At 31.8% G+C, this 24,474-nt stretch carries 27 protein-coding genes, 2 tRNA genes and 1 riboswitch; of the genes, 26 read left to right on the forward strand and 3 right to left on the reverse strand.

What is annotated here, in order from left to right; genetic code table 11:
- Positions 1–14: 14 nt before the first annotated feature.
- A riboswitch (TPP riboswitch) is annotated at positions 15–117 on the forward strand.
- A 75-nt stretch (positions 118–192) separates the two neighbouring features.
- The 5 genes from tenA to yidC all read left to right on the forward strand — a co-directional run bounded on the left by tenA (position 193) and on the right by yidC (position 4,084).
- The gene (gene tenA, locus SBL15_RS11750; protein ID WP_317956061.1) at positions 193–882 is read left to right on the forward strand and encodes a thiaminase II; all 690 of its coding nucleotides are present in this window, start codon (positions 193–195) and stop codon (positions 880–882) included.
- Positions 875–1,696, forward strand: a complete 822-nt coding sequence (thiD, locus tag SBL15_RS11755; RefSeq protein ID WP_317956063.1) for a bifunctional hydroxymethylpyrimidine kinase/phosphomethylpyrimidine kinase — start codon at positions 875–877, stop codon at positions 1,694–1,696. The genes tenA and thiD overlap by 8 nt, the downstream gene beginning before the upstream one ends.
- A complete protein-coding gene (thiM, locus tag SBL15_RS11760; RefSeq protein ID WP_107611864.1) occupies positions 1,689–2,480 on the forward strand; it encodes a hydroxyethylthiazole kinase in 792 nt (263 codons plus the stop codon). Before thiD ends, thiM begins: the two co-directional genes overlap by 8 nt.
- A gap of 1 nt (position 2,481) precedes the next feature.
- Entirely contained in the window at positions 2,482–3,120 is a 639-nt protein-coding gene (gene thiE / locus SBL15_RS11765; protein ID WP_107613753.1) for a thiamine phosphate synthase, read from the forward strand.
- Positions 3,121–3,208: 88 nt separating this feature from the next.
- Positions 3,209–4,084, forward strand: a complete 876-nt coding sequence (gene yidC / locus SBL15_RS11770; RefSeq protein ID WP_037538790.1) for a membrane protein insertase YidC — start codon at positions 3,209–3,211, stop codon at positions 4,082–4,084.
- 64 nt (positions 4,085–4,148) lie between these two features.
- On the opposite strand, the gene SBL15_RS11775 is transcribed toward yidC, so the two are convergent.
- Both SBL15_RS11775 and cls read right to left on the reverse strand, forming a co-directional pair.
- Positions 4,149–4,790 (reverse strand): HD domain-containing protein, encoded by a 642-nt coding sequence (locus SBL15_RS11775; RefSeq protein WP_107611867.1) that lies wholly within the window; start codon positions 4,788–4,790, stop codon positions 4,149–4,151.
- Between the two features lie 99 nt (positions 4,791–4,889).
- The gene (gene cls, locus SBL15_RS11780) at positions 4,890–6,374 is read right to left on the reverse strand and encodes a cardiolipin synthase (RefSeq protein WP_317956066.1); all 1,485 of its coding nucleotides are present in this window, start codon (positions 6,372–6,374) and stop codon (positions 4,890–4,892) included.
- 157 nt (positions 6,375–6,531) lie between these two features.
- Between cls and csoR the strand changes: the two genes are divergently transcribed.
- The 3 genes from csoR (at position 6,532) to SBL15_RS11795 (ending at position 7,318) form a co-directional block, all read left to right on the forward strand.
- Entirely contained in the window at positions 6,532–6,855 is a 324-nt protein-coding gene (gene csoR, locus SBL15_RS11785; RefSeq protein ID WP_052071619.1) for a copper-sensing transcriptional repressor CsoR, read from the forward strand.
- Between the two features lie 11 nt (positions 6,856–6,866).
- On the forward strand, positions 6,867–7,073 hold the full coding sequence (gene csoZ / locus SBL15_RS11790) for a putative copper chaperone CsoZ (RefSeq protein ID WP_011275259.1): 207 nt from the start codon (positions 6,867–6,869) through the stop codon (positions 7,071–7,073).
- Between the two features lie 107 nt (positions 7,074–7,180).
- Positions 7,181–7,318, forward strand: coding sequence for an Lmo0850 family protein (locus SBL15_RS11795; RefSeq protein ID WP_011275260.1), 138 nt, complete (start codon positions 7,181–7,183; stop codon positions 7,316–7,318).
- A 48-nt stretch (positions 7,319–7,366) separates the two neighbouring features.
- On the opposite strand, the gene SBL15_RS11800 is transcribed toward SBL15_RS11795, so the two are convergent.
- The gene (locus tag SBL15_RS11800; protein ID WP_037538779.1) at positions 7,367–8,557 is read right to left on the reverse strand and encodes an FtsW/RodA/SpoVE family cell cycle protein; all 1,191 of its coding nucleotides are present in this window, start codon (positions 8,555–8,557) and stop codon (positions 7,367–7,369) included.
- A gap of 417 nt (positions 8,558–8,974) precedes the next feature.
- Between SBL15_RS11800 and SBL15_RS11805 the strand changes: the two genes are divergently transcribed.
- From SBL15_RS11805 to SBL15_RS11890, 18 genes are all read left to right on the forward strand, one after another.
- On the forward strand, positions 8,975–10,045 hold the full coding sequence (locus SBL15_RS11805; protein WP_107611868.1) for a D-alanine--D-alanine ligase: 1,071 nt from the start codon (positions 8,975–8,977) through the stop codon (positions 10,043–10,045).
- Positions 10,046–10,060: 15 nt separating this feature from the next.
- Entirely contained in the window at positions 10,061–11,416 is a 1,356-nt protein-coding gene (locus SBL15_RS11810; protein WP_107613755.1) for a UDP-N-acetylmuramoyl-tripeptide--D-alanyl-D-alanine ligase, read from the forward strand.
- Positions 11,417–11,686: 270 nt separating this feature from the next.
- A complete protein-coding gene (cshA, locus tag SBL15_RS11815; protein WP_037538771.1) occupies positions 11,687–13,198 on the forward strand; it encodes a degradosome RNA helicase CshA in 1,512 nt (503 codons plus the stop codon).
- Between the two features lie 165 nt (positions 13,199–13,363).
- Positions 13,364–13,843 (forward strand): PH domain-containing protein, encoded by a 480-nt coding sequence (locus SBL15_RS11820; RefSeq protein ID WP_317956067.1) that lies wholly within the window; start codon positions 13,364–13,366, stop codon positions 13,841–13,843.
- Positions 13,836–15,359: a PH domain-containing protein gene (locus SBL15_RS11825; protein WP_107619769.1), complete on the forward strand. Its 1,524-nt coding sequence runs from the start codon at positions 13,836–13,838 to the stop codon at positions 15,357–15,359. Before SBL15_RS11820 ends, SBL15_RS11825 begins: the two co-directional genes overlap by 8 nt.
- Positions 15,352–15,840, forward strand: a complete 489-nt coding sequence (locus tag SBL15_RS11830; protein ID WP_233641629.1) for a PH domain-containing protein — start codon at positions 15,352–15,354, stop codon at positions 15,838–15,840. Before SBL15_RS11825 ends, SBL15_RS11830 begins: the two co-directional genes overlap by 8 nt.
- A gap of 47 nt (positions 15,841–15,887) precedes the next feature.
- Positions 15,888–16,247 (forward strand): holo-ACP synthase, encoded by a 360-nt coding sequence (acpS, locus tag SBL15_RS11835; RefSeq protein ID WP_011275269.1) that lies wholly within the window; start codon positions 15,888–15,890, stop codon positions 16,245–16,247.
- Positions 16,248–16,341: 94 nt separating this feature from the next.
- Positions 16,342–17,490, forward strand: coding sequence for an alanine racemase (gene alr / locus SBL15_RS11840; protein WP_107614321.1), 1,149 nt, complete (start codon positions 16,342–16,344; stop codon positions 17,488–17,490).
- A gap of 85 nt (positions 17,491–17,575) precedes the next feature.
- On the forward strand, positions 17,576–17,746 hold the full coding sequence (gene mazE, locus SBL15_RS11845) for a type II toxin-antitoxin system antitoxin MazE (RefSeq protein ID WP_037538759.1): 171 nt from the start codon (positions 17,576–17,578) through the stop codon (positions 17,744–17,746).
- On the forward strand, positions 17,743–18,108 hold the full coding sequence (locus SBL15_RS11850) for a type II toxin-antitoxin system PemK/MazF family toxin (protein WP_011275272.1): 366 nt from the start codon (positions 17,743–17,745) through the stop codon (positions 18,106–18,108). Before mazE ends, SBL15_RS11850 begins: the two co-directional genes overlap by 4 nt.
- Positions 18,109–18,415: 307 nt before the next feature.
- On the forward strand, positions 18,416–19,417 hold the full coding sequence (locus tag SBL15_RS11855; RefSeq protein ID WP_317956072.1) for a PP2C family protein-serine/threonine phosphatase: 1,002 nt from the start codon (positions 18,416–18,418) through the stop codon (positions 19,415–19,417).
- Between the two features lie 98 nt (positions 19,418–19,515).
- The gene (locus tag SBL15_RS11860) at positions 19,516–19,842 is read left to right on the forward strand and encodes an anti-sigma factor antagonist (RefSeq protein WP_011275274.1); all 327 of its coding nucleotides are present in this window, start codon (positions 19,516–19,518) and stop codon (positions 19,840–19,842) included.
- A gap of 28 nt (positions 19,843–19,870) precedes the next feature.
- On the forward strand, positions 19,871–20,323 hold the full coding sequence (gene rsbW / locus SBL15_RS11865; protein WP_233664223.1) for an anti-sigma B factor RsbW: 453 nt from the start codon (positions 19,871–19,873) through the stop codon (positions 20,321–20,323).
- Positions 20,298–21,068 carry an RNA polymerase sigma factor SigB gene (gene sigB, locus SBL15_RS11870; protein ID WP_011275276.1) on the forward strand — a complete coding sequence of 257 codons (771 nt, stop codon included), beginning with the start codon at positions 20,298–20,300 and terminating at the stop codon, positions 21,066–21,068. Before rsbW ends, sigB begins: the two co-directional genes overlap by 26 nt.
- 249 nt (positions 21,069–21,317) lie before the next feature.
- Positions 21,318–23,465, forward strand: a complete 2,148-nt coding sequence (locus tag SBL15_RS11875; RefSeq protein WP_107614318.1) for a Tex family protein — start codon at positions 21,318–21,320, stop codon at positions 23,463–23,465.
- Positions 23,458–23,913 (forward strand): SprT family protein, encoded by a 456-nt coding sequence (locus tag SBL15_RS11880; RefSeq protein WP_037538751.1) that lies wholly within the window; start codon positions 23,458–23,460, stop codon positions 23,911–23,913. The genes SBL15_RS11875 and SBL15_RS11880 overlap by 8 nt, the downstream gene beginning before the upstream one ends.
- A gap of 254 nt (positions 23,914–24,167) precedes the next feature.
- Positions 24,168–24,253, forward strand: a tRNA-Leu gene (locus SBL15_RS11885).
- A gap of 21 nt (positions 24,254–24,274) precedes the next feature.
- Positions 24,275–24,348, forward strand: a tRNA-Gly gene (locus SBL15_RS11890).
- Positions 24,349–24,474 lie beyond the last annotated feature (126 nt).

Consider the following 24,474-nt stretch of genomic DNA (forward strand, 5'->3'; position numbering starts at 1 on the left):
TTAAATTAATAAATTAATGCTACTAGGGGAGCCATAGTAAATGGCTGAGATGATTAATTCAGACCCTTATAACCTGATTTGGTTAGCACCAACGTAGGAAAGTAGTTATGTAAATGTTACGTTCTCTTTATTGAATGATAGCTACATTTCTACGTTGAAATGTAGCATTTTTTAATTTTAAGGAGGATTAATATGACATTTTCAACTGAGATTAAAGAGGCTGCGCAACCTATTATTGAAGAAATTTATAATGATGGTTTTATACAAGACCTATTAAAAGGGGATTTAGATGCTCAAGCAGTACGTCAATATTTAAGAGCAGATGCATCATATTTGAAAGAATTTACAAATTTATATGCACTTCTTATCCCAAAAGCGCCATCAATGAAGGATGTTAAATTTTTAGTTGAACAAATTGGATTTATGCTTGATGGTGAGGTTGAGGCACATGAAATCCTAGCAGATTATATCAACGAACCTTATGAAGAAATTGTTAAAGAAAAAGTATGGCCACCTAGTGGAGATCATTATATTAAACATATGTATTATCACGCATATGCACATGAAAATGCTGCGTATACTATAGCTGCAATGGCACCTTGTCCTTATGTATATGAAGTAGTAGCTAAAATGGCATTAGATGATCAAAATCTAAATAGAGATTCAGTAACAGCGAAATGGTTTGATTTCTATAGCACAGAAATGCGACCATTAATCGAAGTATTTGACAATTTATTAGATGAATTAACAGCAAATTGTACAGAACAAGAGAAAAAAGATATTAAAGAAAGTTTCTTACAAAGTACTATACATGAACGTAATTTCTTTAATATGGCTTATATTAATGAACAGTGGAACTTCGGAGGCGACAAAAATGCATAAACCCAAAATTGCTTTAACAATTGCAGGAACTGATCCATCAGGTGGCGCTGGTGTGATGGCCGATTTAAAATCATTTCATGCCTGTGGCGTCTACGGTATGGCAGCAATAACAAGTATTGTTGCGCAAAACACTAAAGGCGTTCAACACATCCATAATCTTGAGACAAGTTGGGTACAAGAACAATTAGACAGTGTCTTTAATGATGAATTACCACATGCTATTAAGACAGGCATGATTGCAACTCATGAAACAATGGAGTTAATCCAACATTATTTGAAACAACATTCAGATATTCCATACGTTATTGATCCAGTTATGCTTGCTAAAAGTGGTGATTCACTTATGGATGATGATACTAAGAAACATTTACAGAATACATTACTACCTTTAGCAGATGTCGTTACGCCTAATATTCCTGAAGCAGAGGAAATTACTGGTATCAAAATAGACACTGAAGAAAATATACGAAAAGCTGGTAACATATTTATTAACGAGATAGGTAGTAAAGGCGTCGTTATAAAAGGTGGGCATTCTGCTGATTTAAACAATGCCAAAGATTTCTTGTTTACTAAGGATGATGTATATACTTTTGAAGATCAACGCTTTGATACAAAACATACTCACGGCACCGGATGTACATTTTCAGCTGTAATTACTGCAGAACTTGCAAAAGGTAAATCAATTTATGAAGCGGTAAAAAAAGCTAAGAAATTTATTTCATTAAGTATTCAATATACTTCAGAGATTGGTCAAGGTAGAGGGCCAGTGAACCATTTTGCTTATATGAAGAAAGTAGGTTTAGATGATGAATAACTTAGAACGTTTGAGACAAGAGAACCCATTAGTTGTATGTTATACAAATGATGTCGTGAAGAATTTTACAGCCAATGGTTTACTCAGTATCGGCGCGAGCCCAGCAATGAGTGAAGCACCTGAAGAAGCGAAGGAATTTTATAAAGTCGCTGGTGCATTACTTATTAATATTGGCACGATGACTAAAGCAAATGAACAAGACATATTGGAAATTGGTAAAATTGCGAATCAACAAGGAACACCGATTGTATTTGATCCAGTGGCAGTTGGTGCATCTTCATATCGTAAAGCATTTTGCCAAAAATTCTTATCAGAAGTGAAAGTATCAGTAATTAAAGGAAATGCCTCAGAAATTTTAACGTTAGTAGATTCGACTACAACGATGAAAGGTACAGATGGTGAAACTGACTTAGATGTTGTTGAAATAGCTAAGAGAGCCCATGAGGAATTGAATACAGCCATCGTGTTAACAGGTAAAGATGATGTTGTTGTCCAAGGTGGCAAAGTTGTCAAGTTATCTAATGGGTCACCTTTATTAGCTAAAATTACTGGTGCTGGATGTTTACTCGGTGGTATTGTAGCGAGTTTCTTATTTAGAGAAGAAAATCCAACACTACAAGTGTTAGAAGAAGCAGTGAGCATTTATAATATTGCTGCTGAAATTGCTGAAAAGGATCAACAAGTGAATGGACCAGGTACATTTTTACCCAAACTGTTAGATCAAATGTATAACATTGACTTTAATACTTACCAACACCAAGTCAAAAGACAAGAGGTTGAATAATATGTTTAATTCATCATTATTAAACGTTTATTTTATTTGCGGTACGCAAGATGTTCCAGAAGGAAAAGATATTAGAGAAATACTAAAGCAAGCTTTAGAAGCTGGAATTACCCTTTTTCAATTCCGTGAAAAGGGGCCAACATCATTAGATGGTGTTGCGAAAGAAGATTTAGCAATTGATTTATTAAAACTATGTCATGACTATCAAGTACCATTTATTGTAAATGACGACGTTGATTTAGCTGAAAAAATAAATGCAGACGGTATTCATGTAGGGCAAGATGATGAAAATGTGAAGTCTTTTGCTGAACGATTTAAAGATAAAATCATTGGGCTTAGCATTGGAAATGAGAAAGAATATTATCATTCGGATTTAGAACATGTTGATTATATTGGAGTTGGACCTATGTTTGCAACAATCTCTAAAAATGATGCTAACGCACCAGTAGGTCCATCAATGATTGCTACATTAAAGAACATCAATCCTTCGTTACCAATGGTAGCAATTGGAGGCATAACAGAAGACAATATTGAACCTATTGCTCAAAATGATGCAGATGGTGTTTCAGTTATTTCAGCGATTGCACGTAGTCATAATATTGACAAGACTGTTACTAAAATGAAAAGTTATTTCAAATAAATAATAAAATTTTTCTTTTTTTGTTTTCTAGTACACGGTTACTATGATAAAATAATCCCTATGTGAATATATCAATAGAGGTGTAAAAATGAAGAAGAAAGCGTTACTACCTTTGTTATTAGGGGTAATGGTCTTTTTAGCCGGATGTGACTATTCTAAATCTAGTAATAGAGATGGATTTTTCTATAATACATTCGTAGAACCAATGTCTAAAGTATTACATTGGTTAGGCCATTCAGTATTTAACGATGACTACGGTATTGCAATTATCGTATTAGTTTTAGTAATACGTATTATCTTGTTACCATTCATGCTATCAAACTATAAAAATAGTCATTTGATGCGTGAAAAAATGAAAGTTGCCAAACCAGAAGTTGATGGCGTGCAAGAGAAAGTTAAACGTGCACGTACTCAAGAAGAGAAAATGGCAGCAAACCAAGAAATGATGGAAGTTTATAAGAAATACGATATTAATCCAATGAAGAGTGCATTAGGATGTTTACCTGTATTAATTCAAATGCCGGTTGTCATGGGATTATACTTTGTATTACGTTACCGTATTGGTGGCGGTATTGCAGAACATCCTCACTTCTTATGGTTTAATTTAATACATCCTGATATTTGGATTACTATCATTGCCGGTGTGCTTTACTTTATCCAAGCTTGGGTATCAAGTAAGCAAATGCCTCAAGAACAACGTCAAATGACATATATGATGATGATTGTATCACCAATCATGATTATTTGGATTTCATTAAGTTCGGCTTCAGCTTTAGGTTTATATTGGTCAGTCAGTGCGGCATTCTTGATTGTTCAAACATACTTCGCCAATATGTACTATGAAAAAGTTGCTCAAAGAGAAGTTGCGCCAATGATTGAAAAATTTGAGGAAAATAATAGTAACTCAAATAAAAAAGGTAAAAACACTCAAGTCGTTTCTAAGAATAATAAAAAGAAAAAATAAATTAGTTTAATTGAAACTAGTAAGTAAAAAGGTCGATATCCCTACGTAGGGTATCGACCTTTTTTTATATATGCCATTCTTTATAAAATTGATTTAAAAACTGCTCCATAAACGTATGTCTTTCTCTAGCTAATTTTCGACCAGTTTCAGTATGCATTAAATCTTTTAATTTTAATAATTTATCATAAAAGTGACGTATAGCGGAAGGTTCTAAATTAGTAATCGTTTCAATATTAGGTATGTCACTATGTGGTGATTCTGTCCACATTGGCTCATTAAAATGGCCTGAAAATTGAAATGCTCTAGCAATACCAATAGCACCAATCGCATCTAGTCGATCTGCATCCCTAACAATTTGTCCTTCAATTGGAAGGTCTACATGATTATTTTGTCCATTTCTATAACTTAAATGTTGAATGATGTAAATAATCTTTTGTTGTTGATCAGAAGATACGCGAATGTTCTTTAAAAATGTTTTTAAACGATCTAAAGCATTGGCTTTATTTGTTAACTTATCATCAATGACATCATGAAGTAATGCAGATAATGTGATAATTAAATATTCTCCTTGTTGCTCGCATTTAGAGATTGTTTGAGCTAGTGACGTTACACGTTCTACATGTGCAACATCATGACCAGAATAATCACTTTTATGAAAATCTTTCATATAACGATGCGCTAATTCTATTTGTCGTGTTACATCCATTTTAATCTCCTTATTGTTCAGATGAGTTCGGGACTTAAGTATTATTTTAAGTATATAATATTTTCAATGTGATTTTTTTAGCTACTATATCTAAATTATCTATAGAATAGGAGAAAGTAATTGAGATATACCTTCTTTAAATTTAATCCACAGGCTTCGTTTATTATATAAGTCTTCAGTGAGTCGGTAAGATACTTTCATATCTTGAATAAATGCTTCTTTTAGTTGAGCTGCAATTGCTTCATCATAGATAAATGCGTTTACTTCAAAGTTCAATGTAAAACTACGATTATCCATGTTGGCAGTACCTACTGAAGCAATTTCATCATCAATAATTAATGTTTTGGAGTGTAAGAAACCATTATCATAATGATAGATTTTCACGCCAGCTGATAATAGAGAAGCTGCGTTTTTTAGGGTAGCCCAATAAACAAAAGGATGATCAGGTTTATTAGGAATCATGATATTGACCTCTACACCACCTAAAGCTGCTATTTTAATTGCATCAATGAAGGCTTGATCAGGAATAAAATAGGGTGATTGAATATAAATAGATTGTTTAGCTGAAGAAATCATTTTCAAATAACCATATTTGATTTGCTCCCAATCTTCATCAGGACCACTTGAGGCAATTTGTACACCTATTGTTCCACCAGAGTCTACATCAGGAAAATAGCGATCTTCATATTCGATTGAATCACGGTTTGATTGTGAGTTCCAATCTAATATAAATCTCAGTTCAAGTGCGTTTACAGAATCTCCTTCTAATCGCAAATGAGTGTCTCGCCAATATCCAAATTTTTTATCTTTACCTAAATATTCGTCGCCTACATTAAAACCACCAACATAACCAATTTTACCGTCAATAATAATTATTTTTCTATGGTTTCGGTTATTCATACGTAGGTTTATAAGTGGGAGTTTAGAAGGAAAGAAAGATTCAACATGTCCACCTTTTTGACGAAAGTGTTTTAAATCTTTTTTTCTTAGAGTTCTTGATCCCATATCATCGTATAACATTTTAACTTCTAAGCCCTCATCAAGTTTATCCTCAAGTGCTGAGAGAATTCGATGACCTAATTCATCACTTTTGAAAATATAGTATTGAATATGTATATAATCTTTTGCATTTTTAATATCACTTAATAATGCATCAAATTTTGCATGGCCATCAGTATAAATCTTGATTTGATTATCAGTAGTAAGGAATGCAGCATTGTTAAAAAGTAACATGCGTACCATTTCTTTAAACTTAACAATTTGATGATTACCTTTTGAGAAATCGTCGCTTTCTAATGCTTCAATTTGTTCATCGACAATCATAGCAAGGCCTTTACGGTCTTCCTTTTTCAATTTAAAAATACGATTGCGTTGAATTTGGCGTCCTAATAGTAAATATAAAATAAACCCTATAATTGGTAAAAATACTAAAACAAGTAGCCAAGCCCATATTGAACCAGCACTACGGCGCTCCATAAAGATAATAACAAACGCAAAAATTAAGTTTAATATAAAGGCAGCAATTAAAATGATATTAATAATCAATGAGGAATGCGTGAAAGACATTGAGTATATTTCTACCATAGTACGCCTCCTGTTTATTTTTTTAATTCTTGCAAGAATAAGATAAGTCTAGTACTTTCTTAAACTTAATTGTATCATGGCATTAACTAAATAGCATGACCCTTTTTCATGAAAATAAGTTACAGTGTTTGACGAATATGAAGGTAAATTATACGATATGATAGTACTATTAGAAAGGGTGACGACCTTGAATAATCATGAAAATGCACATCATTCCGAGCAAATTAAAATGAATTTAAAATCAAGACTCAATCGTATTGAAGGGCAAGTTAGAGCGATTAATCGCATGATTGAAGAAGATGTATACTGTGATGACGTGCTAACTCAAATTAGAGCTACAAGATCAGCTTTAAATAGTGTGGCCACTAAGTTGCTAGATCATCATATGAAAAGCTGTATCATGGATAAAGTGAATAACGGCGCTCAAGAAGAAGCGATGGAAGAATTGTTAGTGACGTTTCAAAAATTAATGAAAGATTAGGGGTTAATTAAATGAACTTTAGTGAAATTAGAATTAGTGAATTAAATACTGAAGAGCAAGCTAATTCACTCCAACATAGACTTGAGAAGATGATAGGTGTAGATGAAGTAATTGTAGAACTAAATGACCAATTAGTTAAAATTTCTTATGAAACACCTACGAATTTAAATAGTATTGAAAAAGAAATTTATGATGATGGTTATAAGGTATTAGGTTGATAAATTAAAATAATTTTATTAAATATCAATTTTATGCTGAATTAATGTAGTAAAACATCGATAATTGGGGTAGTATAACTTTGAAGTCATAAAACGAGGTGAAAGCCATGAGTAATTCGGATAAATTGCAAAATGTTGTTAAATTATTATCGTCATTAGGTGTGAATATTAAAAAAACTAAATCTCGTTTAGACATTATTAATACATTGCCAGCTACAACACCTGTGCGCCAAGAACTTAAATAGTCTGCTAGCAATTGATAAAGGGAGAAGCGTAATCACTTATAAAAGTGATTACGCTTCTTTATTAGGCATTGTTTGTCTTTGATGGAAATGTATAGATAAGACGACACCTATACCAACCATTAAACTCCATAGTGAACTACCGCCGTAACTAATAAAAGGTAGTGGTATACCAGTAATAGGTAGTAATTGGATTGTCATACCTATATTTTGTAATATATGGAAAACAAGTAGTGATACATAGCCTATGATAAATATTTTGCTGAATGGAGATTCAACTTTTGTAGCAAGTCGAATTAAATGAAAAATCAATGCTAAAAAGATGAGTAGTAAAACTACAGCGCCTATAAATCCCATTTCTTCTCCAACTACTGAGAATATAAAATCTGTATGATTTTCAGGAATGTAAACCTCACCATGATTAAATCCTTTACCGAATAATTGACCAGACCCAATCGCTTTTAAAGATTCTGTTAAGTGATAACCGTCTCCAGCACTATATGAATATGGATCCAACCAAGAATTAATTCGTCCCATTTGATACATTTTCACACCTAGAAGGCTCTCAATTAACGTTGGTTTATAAATGATAGCTAATATAATAGTTCCTCCAAAAACAAAAGCGGCTATAAATAATGGTGCTAAAATTCTCCATGTAATACCGCTAACTAACATTATGCCGATAATAATAGCACAAATCACAAGCGTTGTACCTAAGTCATTTTGTAATAAAATTAAAGCCATTGGAACTATTGAAATTCCTATGATTTTAAAGAACAAGACTAAATCAGTTTGAAAAGATTTATTAAAAGTAAAACGATTATGGTTAGAAACGCTCTTTGCTAATGCTAGAATTAAGATGACCTTCATAAATTCTGAGGGTTGAATACTTACTGGTCCAAATGAATACCAACTTTTAGCACCATTAATGATTGGTGTGATAGATGTTTCAGGTAATATGAGTAAACCGATAAGTAGTACACAAAAGATAAAATAAAGAATATATGTATTATTTCTAATCTTTTTAGGTGAAATAAGCATAATAACTAATGCGATAATAGCACCTAATATGTAATATATGATTTGGCGAATACTAAAGTTTGCACTATATTGTCCTCCACCCATAGCTGAACTAATCGTAGTAACACTTATAATGGCAAGTATGGTTAATAATGCTACAAGTATCCAGTCTATCTTACGTAGCCAATGTTTTGAAGGCTGTTGACGGGATGAATATTTCATGAGAAAACTCCTTAAATTCTTATAATCGAACGATTAATATTATATATAAATTTTACATGACTTTATATTAATTTGCTAGAAAATAACAGGCTGAATATAGAAAACTAAAAATTCTATCTAAAATTGTGTTTGAATTATAATTGGTAAATTAGTCTAATATAAACCAAAAAAATTATTTAAACATAATTAGATTTAAGTTGATAAATGCAAAATCACTTTAGACTGTGATAATATTGTTTTTTAGAAAGCATAGTTTAAACTAAATAAAATTTATAAAATATTGATAGTTAACTAAAAAGAAAAAGTAAAAATGAATTGAAAGAGATATAGACATTTGTAGGAAGTTTAAATAATGTAATAGTTTAATACTTCTCATAAATGATTGAGTTATGATCTTTCTTAATGGAGGAACTACTTATGGTAAAAGAAAACATTTGTATCGTATATGGTGGTAAAAGTGCTGAACATGATGTTTCTAAATTGACTGCGCAAAATGTTCTTAATGCAATTGATAAAGAAAGATATTTAGTGGATATCATTTATATTACGAATGATGGCTTATGGAAGAAAAAAGAAAATATCACTGAGGAAATTAAAGAAATTGAATCCCTAAATATGACAGATATAGAAGCGGGCGAAATCACTATTTTGCTTAAAGAAAGTAGCGATGGTAAACCTTATGATGCAATATTCCCATTACTTCATGGCCCTAATGGTGAAGATGGCACAATTCAAGGGTTATTTGAAGTTCTTGATTTACCATATGTTGGAAACGGTGTACTAGCTGCATCAAGTTCAATGGATAAACTTGTCATGAAACAATTATTTGAACATAGAGGTTTGCCTCAATTACCTTACATTAGTTTCTTAAGAAGTGAATATGAAAAATATGAGGGTAATATTATTAAACTCGTTAAAGATAAACTTACATATCCAGTATTCGTAAAACCTGCAAATCTTGGCTCAAGTGTAGGTATTAGTAAATGTAATAATGAGGATGAACTAAAATCAGGTATAAAGGAAGCTTTCCAATTTGACCGTAAACTCGTTATTGAGCAAGGTATTAATGCTCGCGAAGTTGAAGTAGCTGTATTAGGCAATGACTATCCTGAAACAACATGGCCAGGAGAAGTTATCAAAGATGTTGCATTCTATGATTACAAATCAAAATATAAAGACGGTAAAATCAGTTTACAAATTCCTGCAGAATTAGATGAAGAAGTACAAATGACATTAAGAAACATGGCATTGGAAGCATTTAAAGCTACAGATTGTTCGGGATTAGTACGTGCGGATTTCTTTGTTACTGAAGACAATCAAATTTTTATTAATGAAACAAATGCAATGCCTGGATTTACAGCATTTAGTATGTATCCAAGTTTATGGGAGAATATGGGCTTATCTTATTCTGACCTAATCACAAAATTAATTGACCTAGCTAAAGAACGTCACGAGGATAAAAAGAAAAACAAATACACAATTGACTAAGAGAGGGATTCATAAATGATAGAAGTTTCTTTACAGCAAATTCAGGAATGGATACCTTGTGATATTGATTCACAATATTTACAACAAACCATCAAAGGTGTGACGATCGATTCACGTGCAATCAAAACTAATATGTTATTTATACCATTTAAAGGTGAGAACGTAGATGGTCATCGCTTTGTTTCACAGGCGTTAAAAGATGGCGCTGGGGCTTCTTTCTATGAAAAGGGCCATGACATTGATGATAACGTGGAGGGACCTATTATATGGGTAGACGATACATTAATTGCGTTACAACAATTAGCTAAAGCATATCTTAAACATGTGAACCCTAAAGTAATAGGTGTTACTGGTTCAAACGGTAAAACAACTACAAAAGATATGATTGAGAGTGTATTACACACTGAATTTAAAGTAAAAAAAACGCAAGGTAATTACAATAATGAAATAGGCTTACCGTTAACTATTTTAGAGCTTGATTTAGATACAGAGATTTCAATATTAGAAATGGGTATGTCTGGATTCCATGAAATAGAATTACTTTCTAATATAGCTGAACCAGATATTGCTGTTATTACAAATATTGGTGAGTCACATATGCAAGATTTAGGTTCTCGTGAAGGTATTGCTAAAGCTAAATCTGAAATAACAATTGGACTTAAAAAAGAAGGAACATTCATCTATGATGGTGATGAACCATTGCTTGAACCACATGTTAAAAAAATCAAACACGCTAAATGTTTAAGTGTAGGTTTGAAACAAGATAATGCTTTAGTATGCGAAGTAGAACATAGTGAAAATGATGGCATTGCTTTCTCTATTAACGGTAATGAACATTATAAATTACCTATTCTCGGAATCCATAATATGAAAAATGCAGCTATCGCAATTGCTATTGGTCATGAACTAGGACTTAAATATGAGACTATTCAACATAACATTAATCATGTTCAACTCACTGGTATGCGAATGGAACGCCATATTACTGATGATGATATTACTATCATAAATGATGCTTATAATGCCAGTCCTACAAGTATGAAAGCCGCAATTGATACTTTGAGTCAAATGGAAGGTAGAAAAATTATTGTACTTGCTGACTCACTTGAATTAGGTGAAAATAGTCGTTCAATGCACGAAGAGGTAGGCGCATATTTAGAAGGTAAAAACATCCATACTTTATTAACATATGGCAAAGATGCAAAGTATATTAGTGATATTGGAGGTCAATTTGTTGACCACGTTGAATATTTTATTGATAAACAACAATTAACTCAATATTTAATAAACAACTTAGTTGCTAACGACAAAGTTCTTGTAAAAGGTTCAAGAGGAAATAAACTTGAAGAAGTTGTAAATAAATTGATTTAATTATTTTCAAAATTACTATCATGCTAAGCAAGTCACTAATTAGGAATCTAAATCCTTTAGTGGCTTGTTTTTTTACTTTAAAAATTTAAATAACAAGTGAAAAATGTAAACGCTATTATATGAAAATAGATTTGAAAACGAGTTCATCTATAAAATTGCTTTATTGCGATATGTAATTTTAGGTGGTACTATATAGAAGTTGACGTAATAAGAGAACCTTATATACACAAACGTATATTGATAAATAAGAAAGTTAAAAGGAGAATTATATTGCAAAATTTTAAAGAACTAGGGATTTCGGATAAAACAGTTGAGACCCTTGAAGCAATGGGCTTTAAGGAACCCACACCTATCCAAAAAGATAGTATCCCTTATACATTAGAAGGAAAAGACATCCTTGGACAAGCTCAAACTGGTACAGGTAAAACGGGAGCGTTCGGGATTCCTTTAATAGAAAAAGTTGTAGGTCAATCAGGTGTGCAAGCTTTAATATTAGCACCTACAAGAGAATTGGCTATGCAAGTAGCTGAACAATTAAGAGAATTTAGCCGTGGTCAAAACGTACAAGTTGTAACGGTATTTGGTGGTATGCCAATCGATCGACAAATTAAAGCTTTAAAAAGAGGACCACAAATCGTTGTAGGTACACCAGGACGTGTCATTGACCACTTAAATAGACGTACATTAAAAACAAATGGTATTCATACATTGATTTTGGATGAAGCGGATGAAATGATGAACATGGGATTCATCGATGATATGAGATTCATTATGGACAAAATTCCAGCTGAGCAAAGACAAACAATGTTATTCTCAGCAACAATGCCTAAAGCAATTCAAACTTTAGTACAACAATTCATGAAATCTCCTCAAATCGTTAAGACAATGAACAACGAAATGTCAGACCCTCAAATTGATGAATATTATACAATTGTGAAAGAGCTTGAAAAGTTCGATACATTTACTAATTTCTTAGATGTACACCAACCTGAATTAGCCATTGTCTTCGGTAGAACAAAACGTCGTGTGGATGAATTAACAAGTGCTTTATTATCTAAAGGATACAAAGCAGAAGGCTTACATGGTGATATCACACAAGCTAAACGTTTAGAAGTATTGAAGAAATTTAAAAATGATCAAATCGATATATTAGTTGCTACAGACGTTGCGGCACGTGGACTAGATATTTCAGGTGTAAGTCATGTATATAACTTTGACATTCCTCAAGATACTGAAAGCTATACACATAGAATCGGACGTACAGGAAGAGCTGGTAAAGAAGGCATCGCTGTTACATTTGTAAATCCAATTGAAATGGATTACATCCGTCAAATTGAAGATGCAAATGGAAGACGTATGAACGCTTTAAGACCACCTCACCGCAAAGAAGTATTAAAAGCGCGTGAAGATGATATTAAAGATAAAGTGAAAAATTGGATGTCACGAGAAAGTGAAGCACGTTTGAAACGTATCTCAAGCGAGTTATTAGAAGAATATGACAGTACTGAATTAGTTGCATCATTACTACAAGAATTAGTAGAAGCAAATGATGAAGTGGAAGTACAATTAACATTTGAAAAACCATTAGCACGTAAAAATCGCCAAGGTAAAGGTAATGGATCACGTCGTGGTGGAAAACGTAATAACAAGTTCGATAATAAAAACAAACGTTCAAAAGGTAACTTTAATAAGAAAAAAGGTAAAAAACCTGACCGTCGTGAAAGACAAGACAAAGGTAGATCTACGATGAAAGGTCGAACATTCGCAGATTTACAAAAATAAAATAATTCAATATTGAATTTTATAATCAAACCATCTCATGCTTTTGAGGTGGTTTTAAATTTGATTAAATCGTAGAAGTAATTTAACAATTTCGCATATTCAGCAAGGTCAGTAAGCCTTACACTAAATATGATATAATAAAATAAAATTGCAAAGGAGTATATTATGAAGGTAGAAAGTTCATTTCATAAGAGTCCTAAAAATGCACTGAAATACCACTGGCTTAATAGTGGTATCTTATTTTTAATAGAACTGATTATCATTGCTGCACTATTCTCAATGTGGCGATATTTTAATTGGTACCACTTTATTGTCTACATACTTATCTTCTTAGTCTTCATTTCGGTTATTCGTTTACTATTACAGCCCATTATTAATTATAAATATCGTTTTTATAGGGTTAATGATAGAAATGTTGAAGTTAAAAAGACTTTTATTTTTAAAAAACACCAAATAACTAAAATTGAACGGCTACAATTTTTAGAAATTAAAAGTAATCCTATTTTAAAGCTACTAAATTTAAATATTTTAATTTTTGTAACAGCGGGACATGAACTAAAATTACCAATTGTCTCAGAAGAAGAAATGAATCAATTATCAGAAGATATTTTTATAGCATTGCGAGGTGCTAATTCAGATGTTTAATCCTCAAAAATTGCATCCAATTTCATACATAACAGGGATAATAGACGTAATTAAACAAAATATTTTTACATTTATCATATTAGTTGGTTTTAATATATGGAATTTTGATTTTACAGAAATTCGTCATTATATTGGCCCATCAATCTTTTTATTTATCTTTATTTTGACGTTTATACATCAATTTTTAGAAATTAAAGTTACAAGATATTGGATTGAAAACGATCAATTTATTGTTACATCTGGTTGGTTAAATAAAAAAAGAAAAGAACTAAATCTAAGTAGAATTCAGTCATTAGATACAACACAAGGTTTGATTAACCAAATCGTGGGTGGTGTTAGTTTACAAATTAAAACGCCAAGTGATGGTATTGAATTGGCAACAATAACGAAGAAACAGAGTGAGTTCATTGAACAAACCATACGTATGAGACAAAAAGAATTAAATAATGATACTCAAGAATATTCAATCAATGATGAAGCGGATGAAAATGAACTAAAAACTGAGCAATACAATGCGTCGCCAAGTGTAACAGAAAGTAATTCAGAACATGTGTTCAATATGTCCTTAACTTCACTAATTCTAATGGCTATGACGAGTGGGGCAATAGGTGTGGCCTTTGCTGCCGTTTCGCCAATAGTAGGTGCATTTCAAGATATTATCCCTTGGGATAAATGGACGTCTAATCTATGGCATTGGGTAAATTCTGTACTTATTATTGTGTTGTTTGTTGTTGTATCAATTTTAATCATTAGTTATGTCTTAGGAACTATAATTACGATTATTCGTTATTATAACTACAAAGTTGTACAACAGGGGAATCATCTTAAAATTAGTTATGGTCTTTTTAATGTGAAAAATCTAACAGTTCCAACTGATCGACTACAAGCAGTATTAGAGAAACAATCTTTCTTAAGAAAAATATTTGGATATACCTCTATACACTTTATAATCACGAGTGATATGGATATAGAGTCTAAAGATGATGCAAGTGACAATGGTAAAATTATGATATTACCATTTATAAGACAAAAAGAAGCGTATGAAATTATTGGAAAGCTTGTACCAGAAATGAAGTTTAATAAGGTCGAAAACATTATGCCGTGGAATGGATTTCATCGTCACTTTTTTATACCAAGTATTATCGTTTTAATTTTAGCTAGTATTGGAACTTATTTTTGGAGTGCATGGAGCTTTTTTATCGCTTTGATGATAATTATTGTGATGATGTCTCATGCATATATCTACGTTAAAAATGCTGGCTTAGTGATAGAGAATGGTGAAATTACTTTGAAACGTGTGAGCACTTTTGGTTTTCAAACATATTACTTCAAAACGGATAAAATTATAGGTATGGAAACAAGCCAACATCCTTTTCTCGAAAGAAGTCATTTAGCAAATTTATATTTCCTTATTGCAAAGGGATCAATATTTGAGTTTATGGAATTAAAGTTTATAAAAGAAGATACATCGCAACGCTACGTTGATGCGTATTTAAGAGGTGAGTACGATGTCTAATTATAATTACATGAATAAAAACGGCCTTAAAGTGATGAGGATTGCTTCAATGATTACTAGCATTATTTTTACAATTATAGTGATAATAGCAAGCATTTTATGTGATTTATACATTGAGGAAATGAGTCGCGCATTACTTGTAAGTCTTTTGATAGCACTAATCATTTTATGTTGTGTTGTTTTTATAGTTATAACACCATTTTTAAAATATAAAAACTTTCGATATAGTTATTCAAATGATGAAATTTATATACGAAGAGGCATTATTTTTATCAATACTAAAATTATTCCATTTTATAGAATTCAGAATATCGATATTGAAGAAGGTTTTTTAATGAGAAAATATGAGTTAGCATCATTGCATTTGTCGACTGCAGGTGGTGTTTCTCAAATAGACTTGATTGCAAAGACAGACGCAATTAATCTTAAACAAATGATACAAAATAAGAAAAAATTCAGCAAAATGATACTAGTGAAATGAATACGAAAATAGATCATTCAAATATACCCAGTGAGTGAGGGATTAGCATGATACATGGAATAGGTATTGATTTAATAGAAATTGATAGAATTAAAAAAGCTTTTGAGAAACAAAAAGACAAGTTAGTAAAGAGAATTTTAACACAAGAAGAGGAACAACAATTTCATTCATTTAAAAGTGAAAAGAGAAAGCTTGAATTTTTATCTGGTCGTTTCGCAACCAAAGAAGCTTTCAGTAAAGCATTAGGTACAGGCTTAGGAAAAACAGTGGCATTCAAAGACATTAATTGTTACAACGATATAAAAGGTAAACCATGTATAGATTACAATGGTTTTATCGTACATGTTTCAATAACTCATACAGAACATTATGCGATGAGTCAGGTTTTGTTAGAAAAGAGAGATTAACAGTATTATAATAAAAATAATTTCTACCTCGTATTTTGAACGAGTTAAATTAATAATAAACAAGATTTTTTACTAATTAAGAGGAGGATTATGTATGTCAGATAAATTCTATAGATCAACTTATTTAAACGTAGATTTATCAGCGATTTTAAATAACTATAATACTGTTAGAACGTTGCATAGCGATAAAACAGTTATACCGGTAGTAAAAGCTAATAGTTATGGGCTAGGTAGCGTTAAAATCGCACAACATTTAATGAATAACGGTGCTGACTTTTTTGCAGTAGCAACTCTTGATGAAGCTATTGAACTACGTATGCATGGAATCAATGCTCAAATACTTATCTTAGGCGTCATTCCTCTTGAAGATATAAATAAAGCTATTCAACACAGAGTTGCTTTGACTGTACCATCATTACAATGGCTACAACATGCAATAGAATTAATTCGTGATGATAATGAAAAGAATTTATGGCTACATGTGAAACTCGACACAGGTATGGGCAGACTTGGAATTAAATCACTGGAAGAATATAAAGAAGTCATTGACTTAATTCAAAGTCATCCTCATTTGGTATTCGAAGGTGTATATACGCACTTTGCTAATGCTGATGAACCTGGCGACTCAATGGATAATCAATATGAACAATTTGAAACCTTAGTAACTCAAGCTGAGAAACCTAAATTCATACATTCTCAAAATTCAGCTGGTTCTTTATTGAGAAACTTTGAATTATGTAACGCAGTTAGACTTGGTATTTCACTTTATGGTTATTATCCGTCAGCGTATGTAAAAGAAAAAGTTGAAACTGAATTACAACCAAGTGCGCAATTATTAACACAAGTTGTCCAAACTAAATATTTAAAAGTTGGCGAATCGGTAAGTTATGGCAGTACATATACAGCAACTGAAGATATAAAAATCGCAATTTTGCCAATTGGATATGCAGATGGTTACTTACGCTCAATGCAAGGGGCATTTGTTAATGTCAAAGGCCATCAATGTGAAGTCATAGGTCGAGTATGTATGGATCAAATGATAATTAAAGTGCCAGATGATGTAAAAGAGAGAGACACTGTGACACTTCTAGATAATGCTTATGATTCACCTCAATCAGCTGAAACTTTAGCTCAAAAACAAGACACGATTAGCTATGAAGTTTTATGTAATTTAGGTAGACGTTTACCTAGAATCTATCAAGTTGATGACGAGATGCATGTAACTAATGAATTATTAAAATAGTATAGTCACTTGAAATAAAATTTGTTATTATAAAATTAATTAAAGTTTATAATGTCTTATTTGGTATCAACTGGAGGTTCATATTATGCTTACTTTCAATCAAAATAGAAGTCACAGTCTTGAACAATCTTTAAAAGAAGGCTATGCACAAATGGCCGAATTAAATCTCTCCCTAGCGACAGAAGCTTTTCCTCTAGAATGCGAAGCTTGTGATTGCAACGAAACGTACATTATTTCTAATTATAAAAGTGAATGATTAGAAGAGGCGATGTATATTTAGCTGATTTGTCACCAGTACAGGGCTCAGAACAAGGGGGAGTCAGACCTGTAGTTATCATTCAAAACGATACTGGTAACAAATATAGTCCTACCGTAATCGTTGCTGCGATTACGGGAAGGATTAATAAAGCGAAAATACCCACACATGTTGAAATCGAGAAAAAGAAATACAGACTTGATAAAGATTCAGTTATTCTACTCGAGCAAATTAGAACATTAGATAAAAAACGACTAAAAGAAAAATTAACATATCTATCTGATGAGAAAATGCAAGAAGTGGATGAAGCGCTAGACATTAGTCTAGGATTGCATGATGAAGTTAAAACGCAAAACACATAACTTAATTCATGTATAATTCAAAAGTATTTCATTTTAACTATTAAAGACAATATTTTAAATTCAGTTATTCGAATTTTCGTAATTTAATTTCTATGTACTTAATACATATTAGTCTTATTTGAAGGTAAGTACTAGATTAATTGATAGTCTTTAGTTGTTGACTTTAGGTAATACCTAAAGTCTTTTTTAAATATAAAGCATATTATTTAATATTATGGTTTTAACAATAATGAATTTTATTAATAAATATCAAATGCATATAAATAAGTTCTAAGTGATAGATATATTGAAGCAAGGAGGCAGATTTGTGGAAGAATTTAAGCAGCATTATAAGCAACTTATTGATGAAAGTTTAGTTACGCAAAATAAACAACAATTTCTAAAAAAGTGTAATGATTTTACAGATGAAGTAATTAAAAAAGATATTCTACCTGAAGATATTGTGAATATACACAAATCATATGTAACCTCCTTAAATTTAGATAAAGAACCAATTTTTGATACATTAGATGTGTTACAAGAGGTTGTAAAGGGGTTTGGATATAGTTATCGAGACTACCAAAAGTTAGTTGATAAAATGCAATTCCACGATAAAGAAATTGATTTAGCTTCTAGGCTTCAACAGACAATGTTAAAAACAGATATCCCTCAATTTGATAGTATACAGATTGGTGTGATTTCTGTTGCTGCTCAAAAAGTGAGTGGCGACTATTTTAATTTAATTGATCATAGGGATGGAACGATGAGTTTCGCTATTGCTGATGTTATAGGTAAGGGAATTCCAGCTGCATTAGCTATGAGTATGATTAAATTCGGAATGGACTCCTATGGGCATTCCCAATTACCAAGTGATGGATTGAAACGTCTTAATCGTGTTGTGGAGAAAAACGTAAATCAAAACATGTTTGTGACCATGTTTTACGGTTTATATGAAGAAATGAACCATCTACTATATTGTAGTTCTGCAGGTCATGAACCTGGATATATATATAGAGCGGAAACTGAAACATTTGAAGAAATTGAAGTTAGAGGAAGAGTCTTAGGTGTAAGTCAGCACACTCGTTATAGTCAACAAGAAATTCCCATTCATTTAGATGATTTAGTTATCATATTTACTGATGGTGTTACAGAAGCAAGATACACAGATGGCGAATTCATAGCTAAAAACACATTGTTGAACCTCATACGTAAGTATAAGCATATGCACCCACAAGATATAGTACAAATATTATATGAAGCTATATTAAAAATACAAAACCCTAACAAACGTGACGATATGACTATTATGATTATAAAACGTGTAAATTAAATATTAAATTTTTAGATTATATAAATCTAACTATGGGTATACTTACTAAAGTATACATATTATTAGTAACAAAAGACTAAACTAGGAGTGTAAGAACTATGAACCTTAACATTGAGACGGTAACACATGATGAATATTATGAAGTCATTGTGGCTGGGGAATTAGATGTTTATACAGTACCTGAATTAGAAGAAGTTTTGATGCCAATGCGTCAAGAAGGTACTCATGATATTCACGTAAATGTGACAAACGTTAGCTATATGGATTCTACAGGATTAGGTTTATTTGTAGGAACATTAAAAGCTTTGAATCAAAATGATAAAGAATTATATATTTTAGGTGTATCAGATAGAATCGGAAGATTATTTGATATTACTGGCCTTAAGGACTTAATGCATGTCAATGAAGGAACGGAGGTAGAGTAACTTGCCTATTAAAAATGATTATATCGAGATGAAATTGCCTGCCTCTGCTGAGTATGTGAGTTTAATTCGTTTAACTCTATCAGGTGTATTCTCAAGAGCAGGCGCATCTTATGACGATATAGAAGATTCTAAAATTGCAGTAAGTGAAGCCGTTACTAACGCAGTTAAGCATGCTTATAAAAATGATGAAACAAATGGTATGATTAATTTATGTTTTGAGTTATTTGATGATAAAATAAAAATAGTTATCTCAGATCAAGGTGAAAGTTTTGATTATGAAACGACTAAATCACAGCTAGGACCATACGATGAGAATGAAAATATCGATTTCGTACGTGAAGGCGGACTTGGTCTTTTCTTAATTGAATCCTTGATGGATGAAGTGAAAGTCTTTAAAGAATCTGGTGTAACAATCAGCATGATTAAGTATATAAAAAAAGAGCAGGTGCCAAATAATGACGAAAGAGTCGAAATCAGTTAATGATGTATCACCTGAGCAAATTAACCAATGGATTAAAGAACATCAAGATAACGCTAATACAGAAGCTCAAGATAGATTAGTTAATCATTATCGAAAATTAATTGAATCTTTAGCTTATAAGTATTCTAAAGGACAATCACATCATGAAGATTTAGTTCAAGTTGGTATGGTTGGTTTAATAGGTGCTATTAACAGATTTGATTTGTCTTTTGATCGCAAATTTGAAGCATTCTTAGTACCGACCGTTATTGGTGAGATTAAGAGATATTTAAGGGATAAAACTTGGAGTGTTCATGTTCCTAGAAGAATAAAAGAAATAGGCCCACGTATCAAAAAAGTAAGCGATGAACTAACAAATGAGTTGGAAAGATCTCCATCAATTGCAGAAATTGCTGACCGTTTAGAAGTTTCAGAAGAAGAAGTGTTAGAAGCTATGGAAATGGGACAAAGCTATAATGCGCTTAGTGTTGATCATTCAATTGAGGCAGATAAAGATGGTTCAACAGTAACTCTACTAGATATCATGGGACAAAAAGATGACAATTATGACTTAACTGAAAAACGTATGATTCTTGAACGTATTTTGCCTATTCTCTCAGATAGAGAAAGAGAAATTATTCAATGCACGTTCATAGAAGGATTAAGCCAGAAAGAAACTGGGGAACGTATTGGATTAAGTCAAATGCATGTATCACGCTTACAAAGAACTGCAATTAAGAAATTGCAACAAGCTGCTAAACAATAAAATATTACATTTAGAGTCTAGAACATTAATAATATAAAACTATAGTGGACAGTCGCAATTGTTGCACGTATTGATAAGAAGTTCAACTAGTAGTTTTTCAGTTCTAGTCATCTTTGTGGGGGTGGGACAATGAATTCACTATGAATTCTATCCGACTCCTTTTTTACTTTTGAATTAAAAAAGAAATGCTTAAAATTAAATATTATATACTTAGAGAAATAAGAATTTTTGAAAGGTGTGGTTATATAAATGGATAAAATGTTAATGAATGAAATAGTGTCTAAATATCAATTTTCTGAAAAACAAGTAAAATCCGTATTAGAATTGCTAGAAGAAAATAATACTGTTCCTTTTATAGCAAGATATCGTAAAGAAGCAACGGGTGGTTTGGATGAAGTTCAAATCAAACAAATTTCTGACGAATATCAATATGTTGCAAATTTACAGAAAAGAAAAGATGAAGTTATACATAATATTGAACAACAGGGATTATTAACAAATGAACTAAAAGAAGCTATTCTTAAACAAACCAAATTGCAACGTGTCGAGGATCTTTATAGACCTTTTAAACAAAAAAAGAAAACAAGAGCAACTGAAGCTAAGCGAAAAGGACTTGAAAGTTTAGCCCAATGGATTAGTGATGGTCAACAGGGTGAATTGAGTAAAAAAGCTGAGGCGTATATTAGTGATGAAGTAGCTACTGTTGACGAGGCAATTCAAGGAGCGTTAGATATCATTGCTGAACACGTTTCAGATAATCCTAAGTATCGTAGTCGTATATTGAAAGATATTTATAGGCAAGGAAATATTGTAACGGCTAAGAAGAAAAAAGCGGATGATGAAAAAGAAACATTTGCAATGTACTATGACTATGTGGAACCTATTAAGAACGTTGCTAATCATAGAGTGCTAGCTATGAATCGTGGTGAAAAAGAAAAAGTACTTTCAGTCAAGGTAGAATTTGATACTCAACAAGTAGCAAGTGCTATTGAAAAAAATGAGGTTAAAAGTAATAATCCACATGGAGATTATATTAAATTAGCAATTGAGGACAGTTTAAAAAGGTTGATAATGCCTTCAATTGAAAGAGAAATACGCGCTGATTTAACTGAGAAAGCCGAACAACATGCTATTGAGGTCTTTAGTGAAAATTTAAAACACTTATTGTTGCAACCGCCTATGAAAGGCAAGCAAATATTAGGGGTTGACCCAGCATTTAGAACAGGATGTAAACTAGCAGTCATTAATCCTTATGGGACTTTTATTGATAAAAGTGTAATTTATCCACATCCACCTAAATCTAAAGTAGAAGCATCTGAAAAAGAAATTGTCCGAATGATTAAAGAAAATAATATAGAGCTTATTGCTATTGGTAATGGTACAGCAAGTCGTGAAACTGAACAATTTGTTGCTGATGTTATCAAAAAATATAATTTAGATATTAAATTTATTATTGTCAATGAAGCGGGGGCCTCAGTGTACTCTGCTTCTGAAATTGCTAGATCAGAGTTTCCTAATTTTCAAGTTGAAGAACGAAGTGCTGTTTCAATAGGAAGACGAGTTCAAGACCCATTAAGTGAATTAGTTAAAATAGATCCTAAATCTATTGGTGTGGGTCAATATCAACATGACGTAAATCAGAAAGAACTTGAAAGTGCATTAACATTTGTTGTTGAAACAGCCGTAAACCAAGTTGGTGTAGATGTAAATACAGCATCAAAATCTCTATTACAGTATGTTTCTGGTCTATCTAGCGCAATAGCACAAAACATTATTGATTACCGTGAAGAAAATGGAGCAATCAAGCACAATAAAGAAATAAGTAAAGTGAAACGATTAGGTGCTAAAACATTTGAACAAAGTATAGGATTTTTGCGTATTGTAGATGGCTCTGAACCACTTGATAATACGTCAATTCACCCTGAGAGTTATGATGTGACATATGAATTATTGACTGTTTTAAATTTTGATATCAATGATTTAGGAACTGACAAGTTAAAAACTGAATTATCCAACATAAACACAAATCAAATAGCTGAACAATTAAATGTTGGAGTACCAACTTTAGAGGATATTATTAAATCTCTAATGGCACCTAATCGAGATCCGCGTGATGAGTTTGAAACGCCTATCCTTAAATCTGATGTACTATCTATTGAAGATTTAAAAGAAGGTATGAAATTAAGTGGCACAGTAAGAAATGTTGTTGATTTCGGAGCATTTGTAGATATAGGTGTGAAACAAGACGGATTAGTGCACATATCTAAATTATCAAAAAAATTCGTCAAAAATCCTATGGATGTAGTTAGTGTTGGAGATATAGTAGAAGTTTGGATTCTTGATATCGATAAAAATAAAGGAAAAGTTTCTCTAACAATGATTGATCCACATGAATAATAATGAACTTCAAAATATGGTTGAAAGCATTTCGAACCGATATTTTAATGAACCTTTTCGTCATAATGCTTTGTTTAATAATAAGCTACGTACTACAGGTGGACGTTATATTTTAGATTCGCATAACATTGAAATTAATCCTAAACAATATCAGTATTATGGTAAAAATGCATTAATCGATATAATTAAACATGAGTTATGTCACTATCATCTGCATTTAGGTGGAAAAGGTTATAAACATAAAGATCCAGACTTTAAAATGTTGAGTAAGCAAGTCGGTGCTCCGAGATTTTGTAAACCTATTCAATCATATGAAGCGCGTGCTAATTATTTATATAAATGTCAATCATGTGGTTACAAATATTTAAGGATAAGGAAAGTAGATGTTCGGAAGATGAGGTGTGGAATATGCAATGGAAAGTTGTCACTAATCGAACATTTAACTTAGGTACTAAGTAACTAAAATTGAAATTCAGATCTACTTTTACAATAATTGTAGATCTGAATATTTTTGTTTATTAAATGTTGACATTAATTATAAAAACATGTATAGTATATATCGTTGCTTTAATAAAAGAGTTAAACATTAATTGTTTGTAAAAAGTCTTTAAAAATATGTTAAAAAGTTATTGACATTTCATTACAAAACATTTACAATAATTTATGTTCTCGATAGTTAATAGTAATTATTGCGTTTTGCCAGCGGTCGTGGCGGAATGGCAGACGCGCTAGGTTGAGGGCCTAGTGGGAGAAATCCCGTGGAGGTTCAAGTCCTCTCGGCCGCACCAAATAAACTTTTAATTTAATATGCGGGTGTAGTTTAATGGCAAAACCTCAGCCTTCCAAGCTGATGTTGTGGGTTCGATTCCCATCACCCGCTCCATTATTAATGAACATTGAAAACTGAATGACAATATGTCAACGTTAATTCCAAAAACAGTAACTTAAATGTTACAAACACTATTTAGTATTATGAGCTAATCAAACATCATAAATTTTTATGGAGAGT

It is taken from the genome of Staphylococcus sp. NWU MKU2 (assembly GCF_033283605.1).
GTDB lineage: Bacteria > Bacillota > Bacilli > Staphylococcales > Staphylococcaceae > Staphylococcus > Staphylococcus haemolyticus.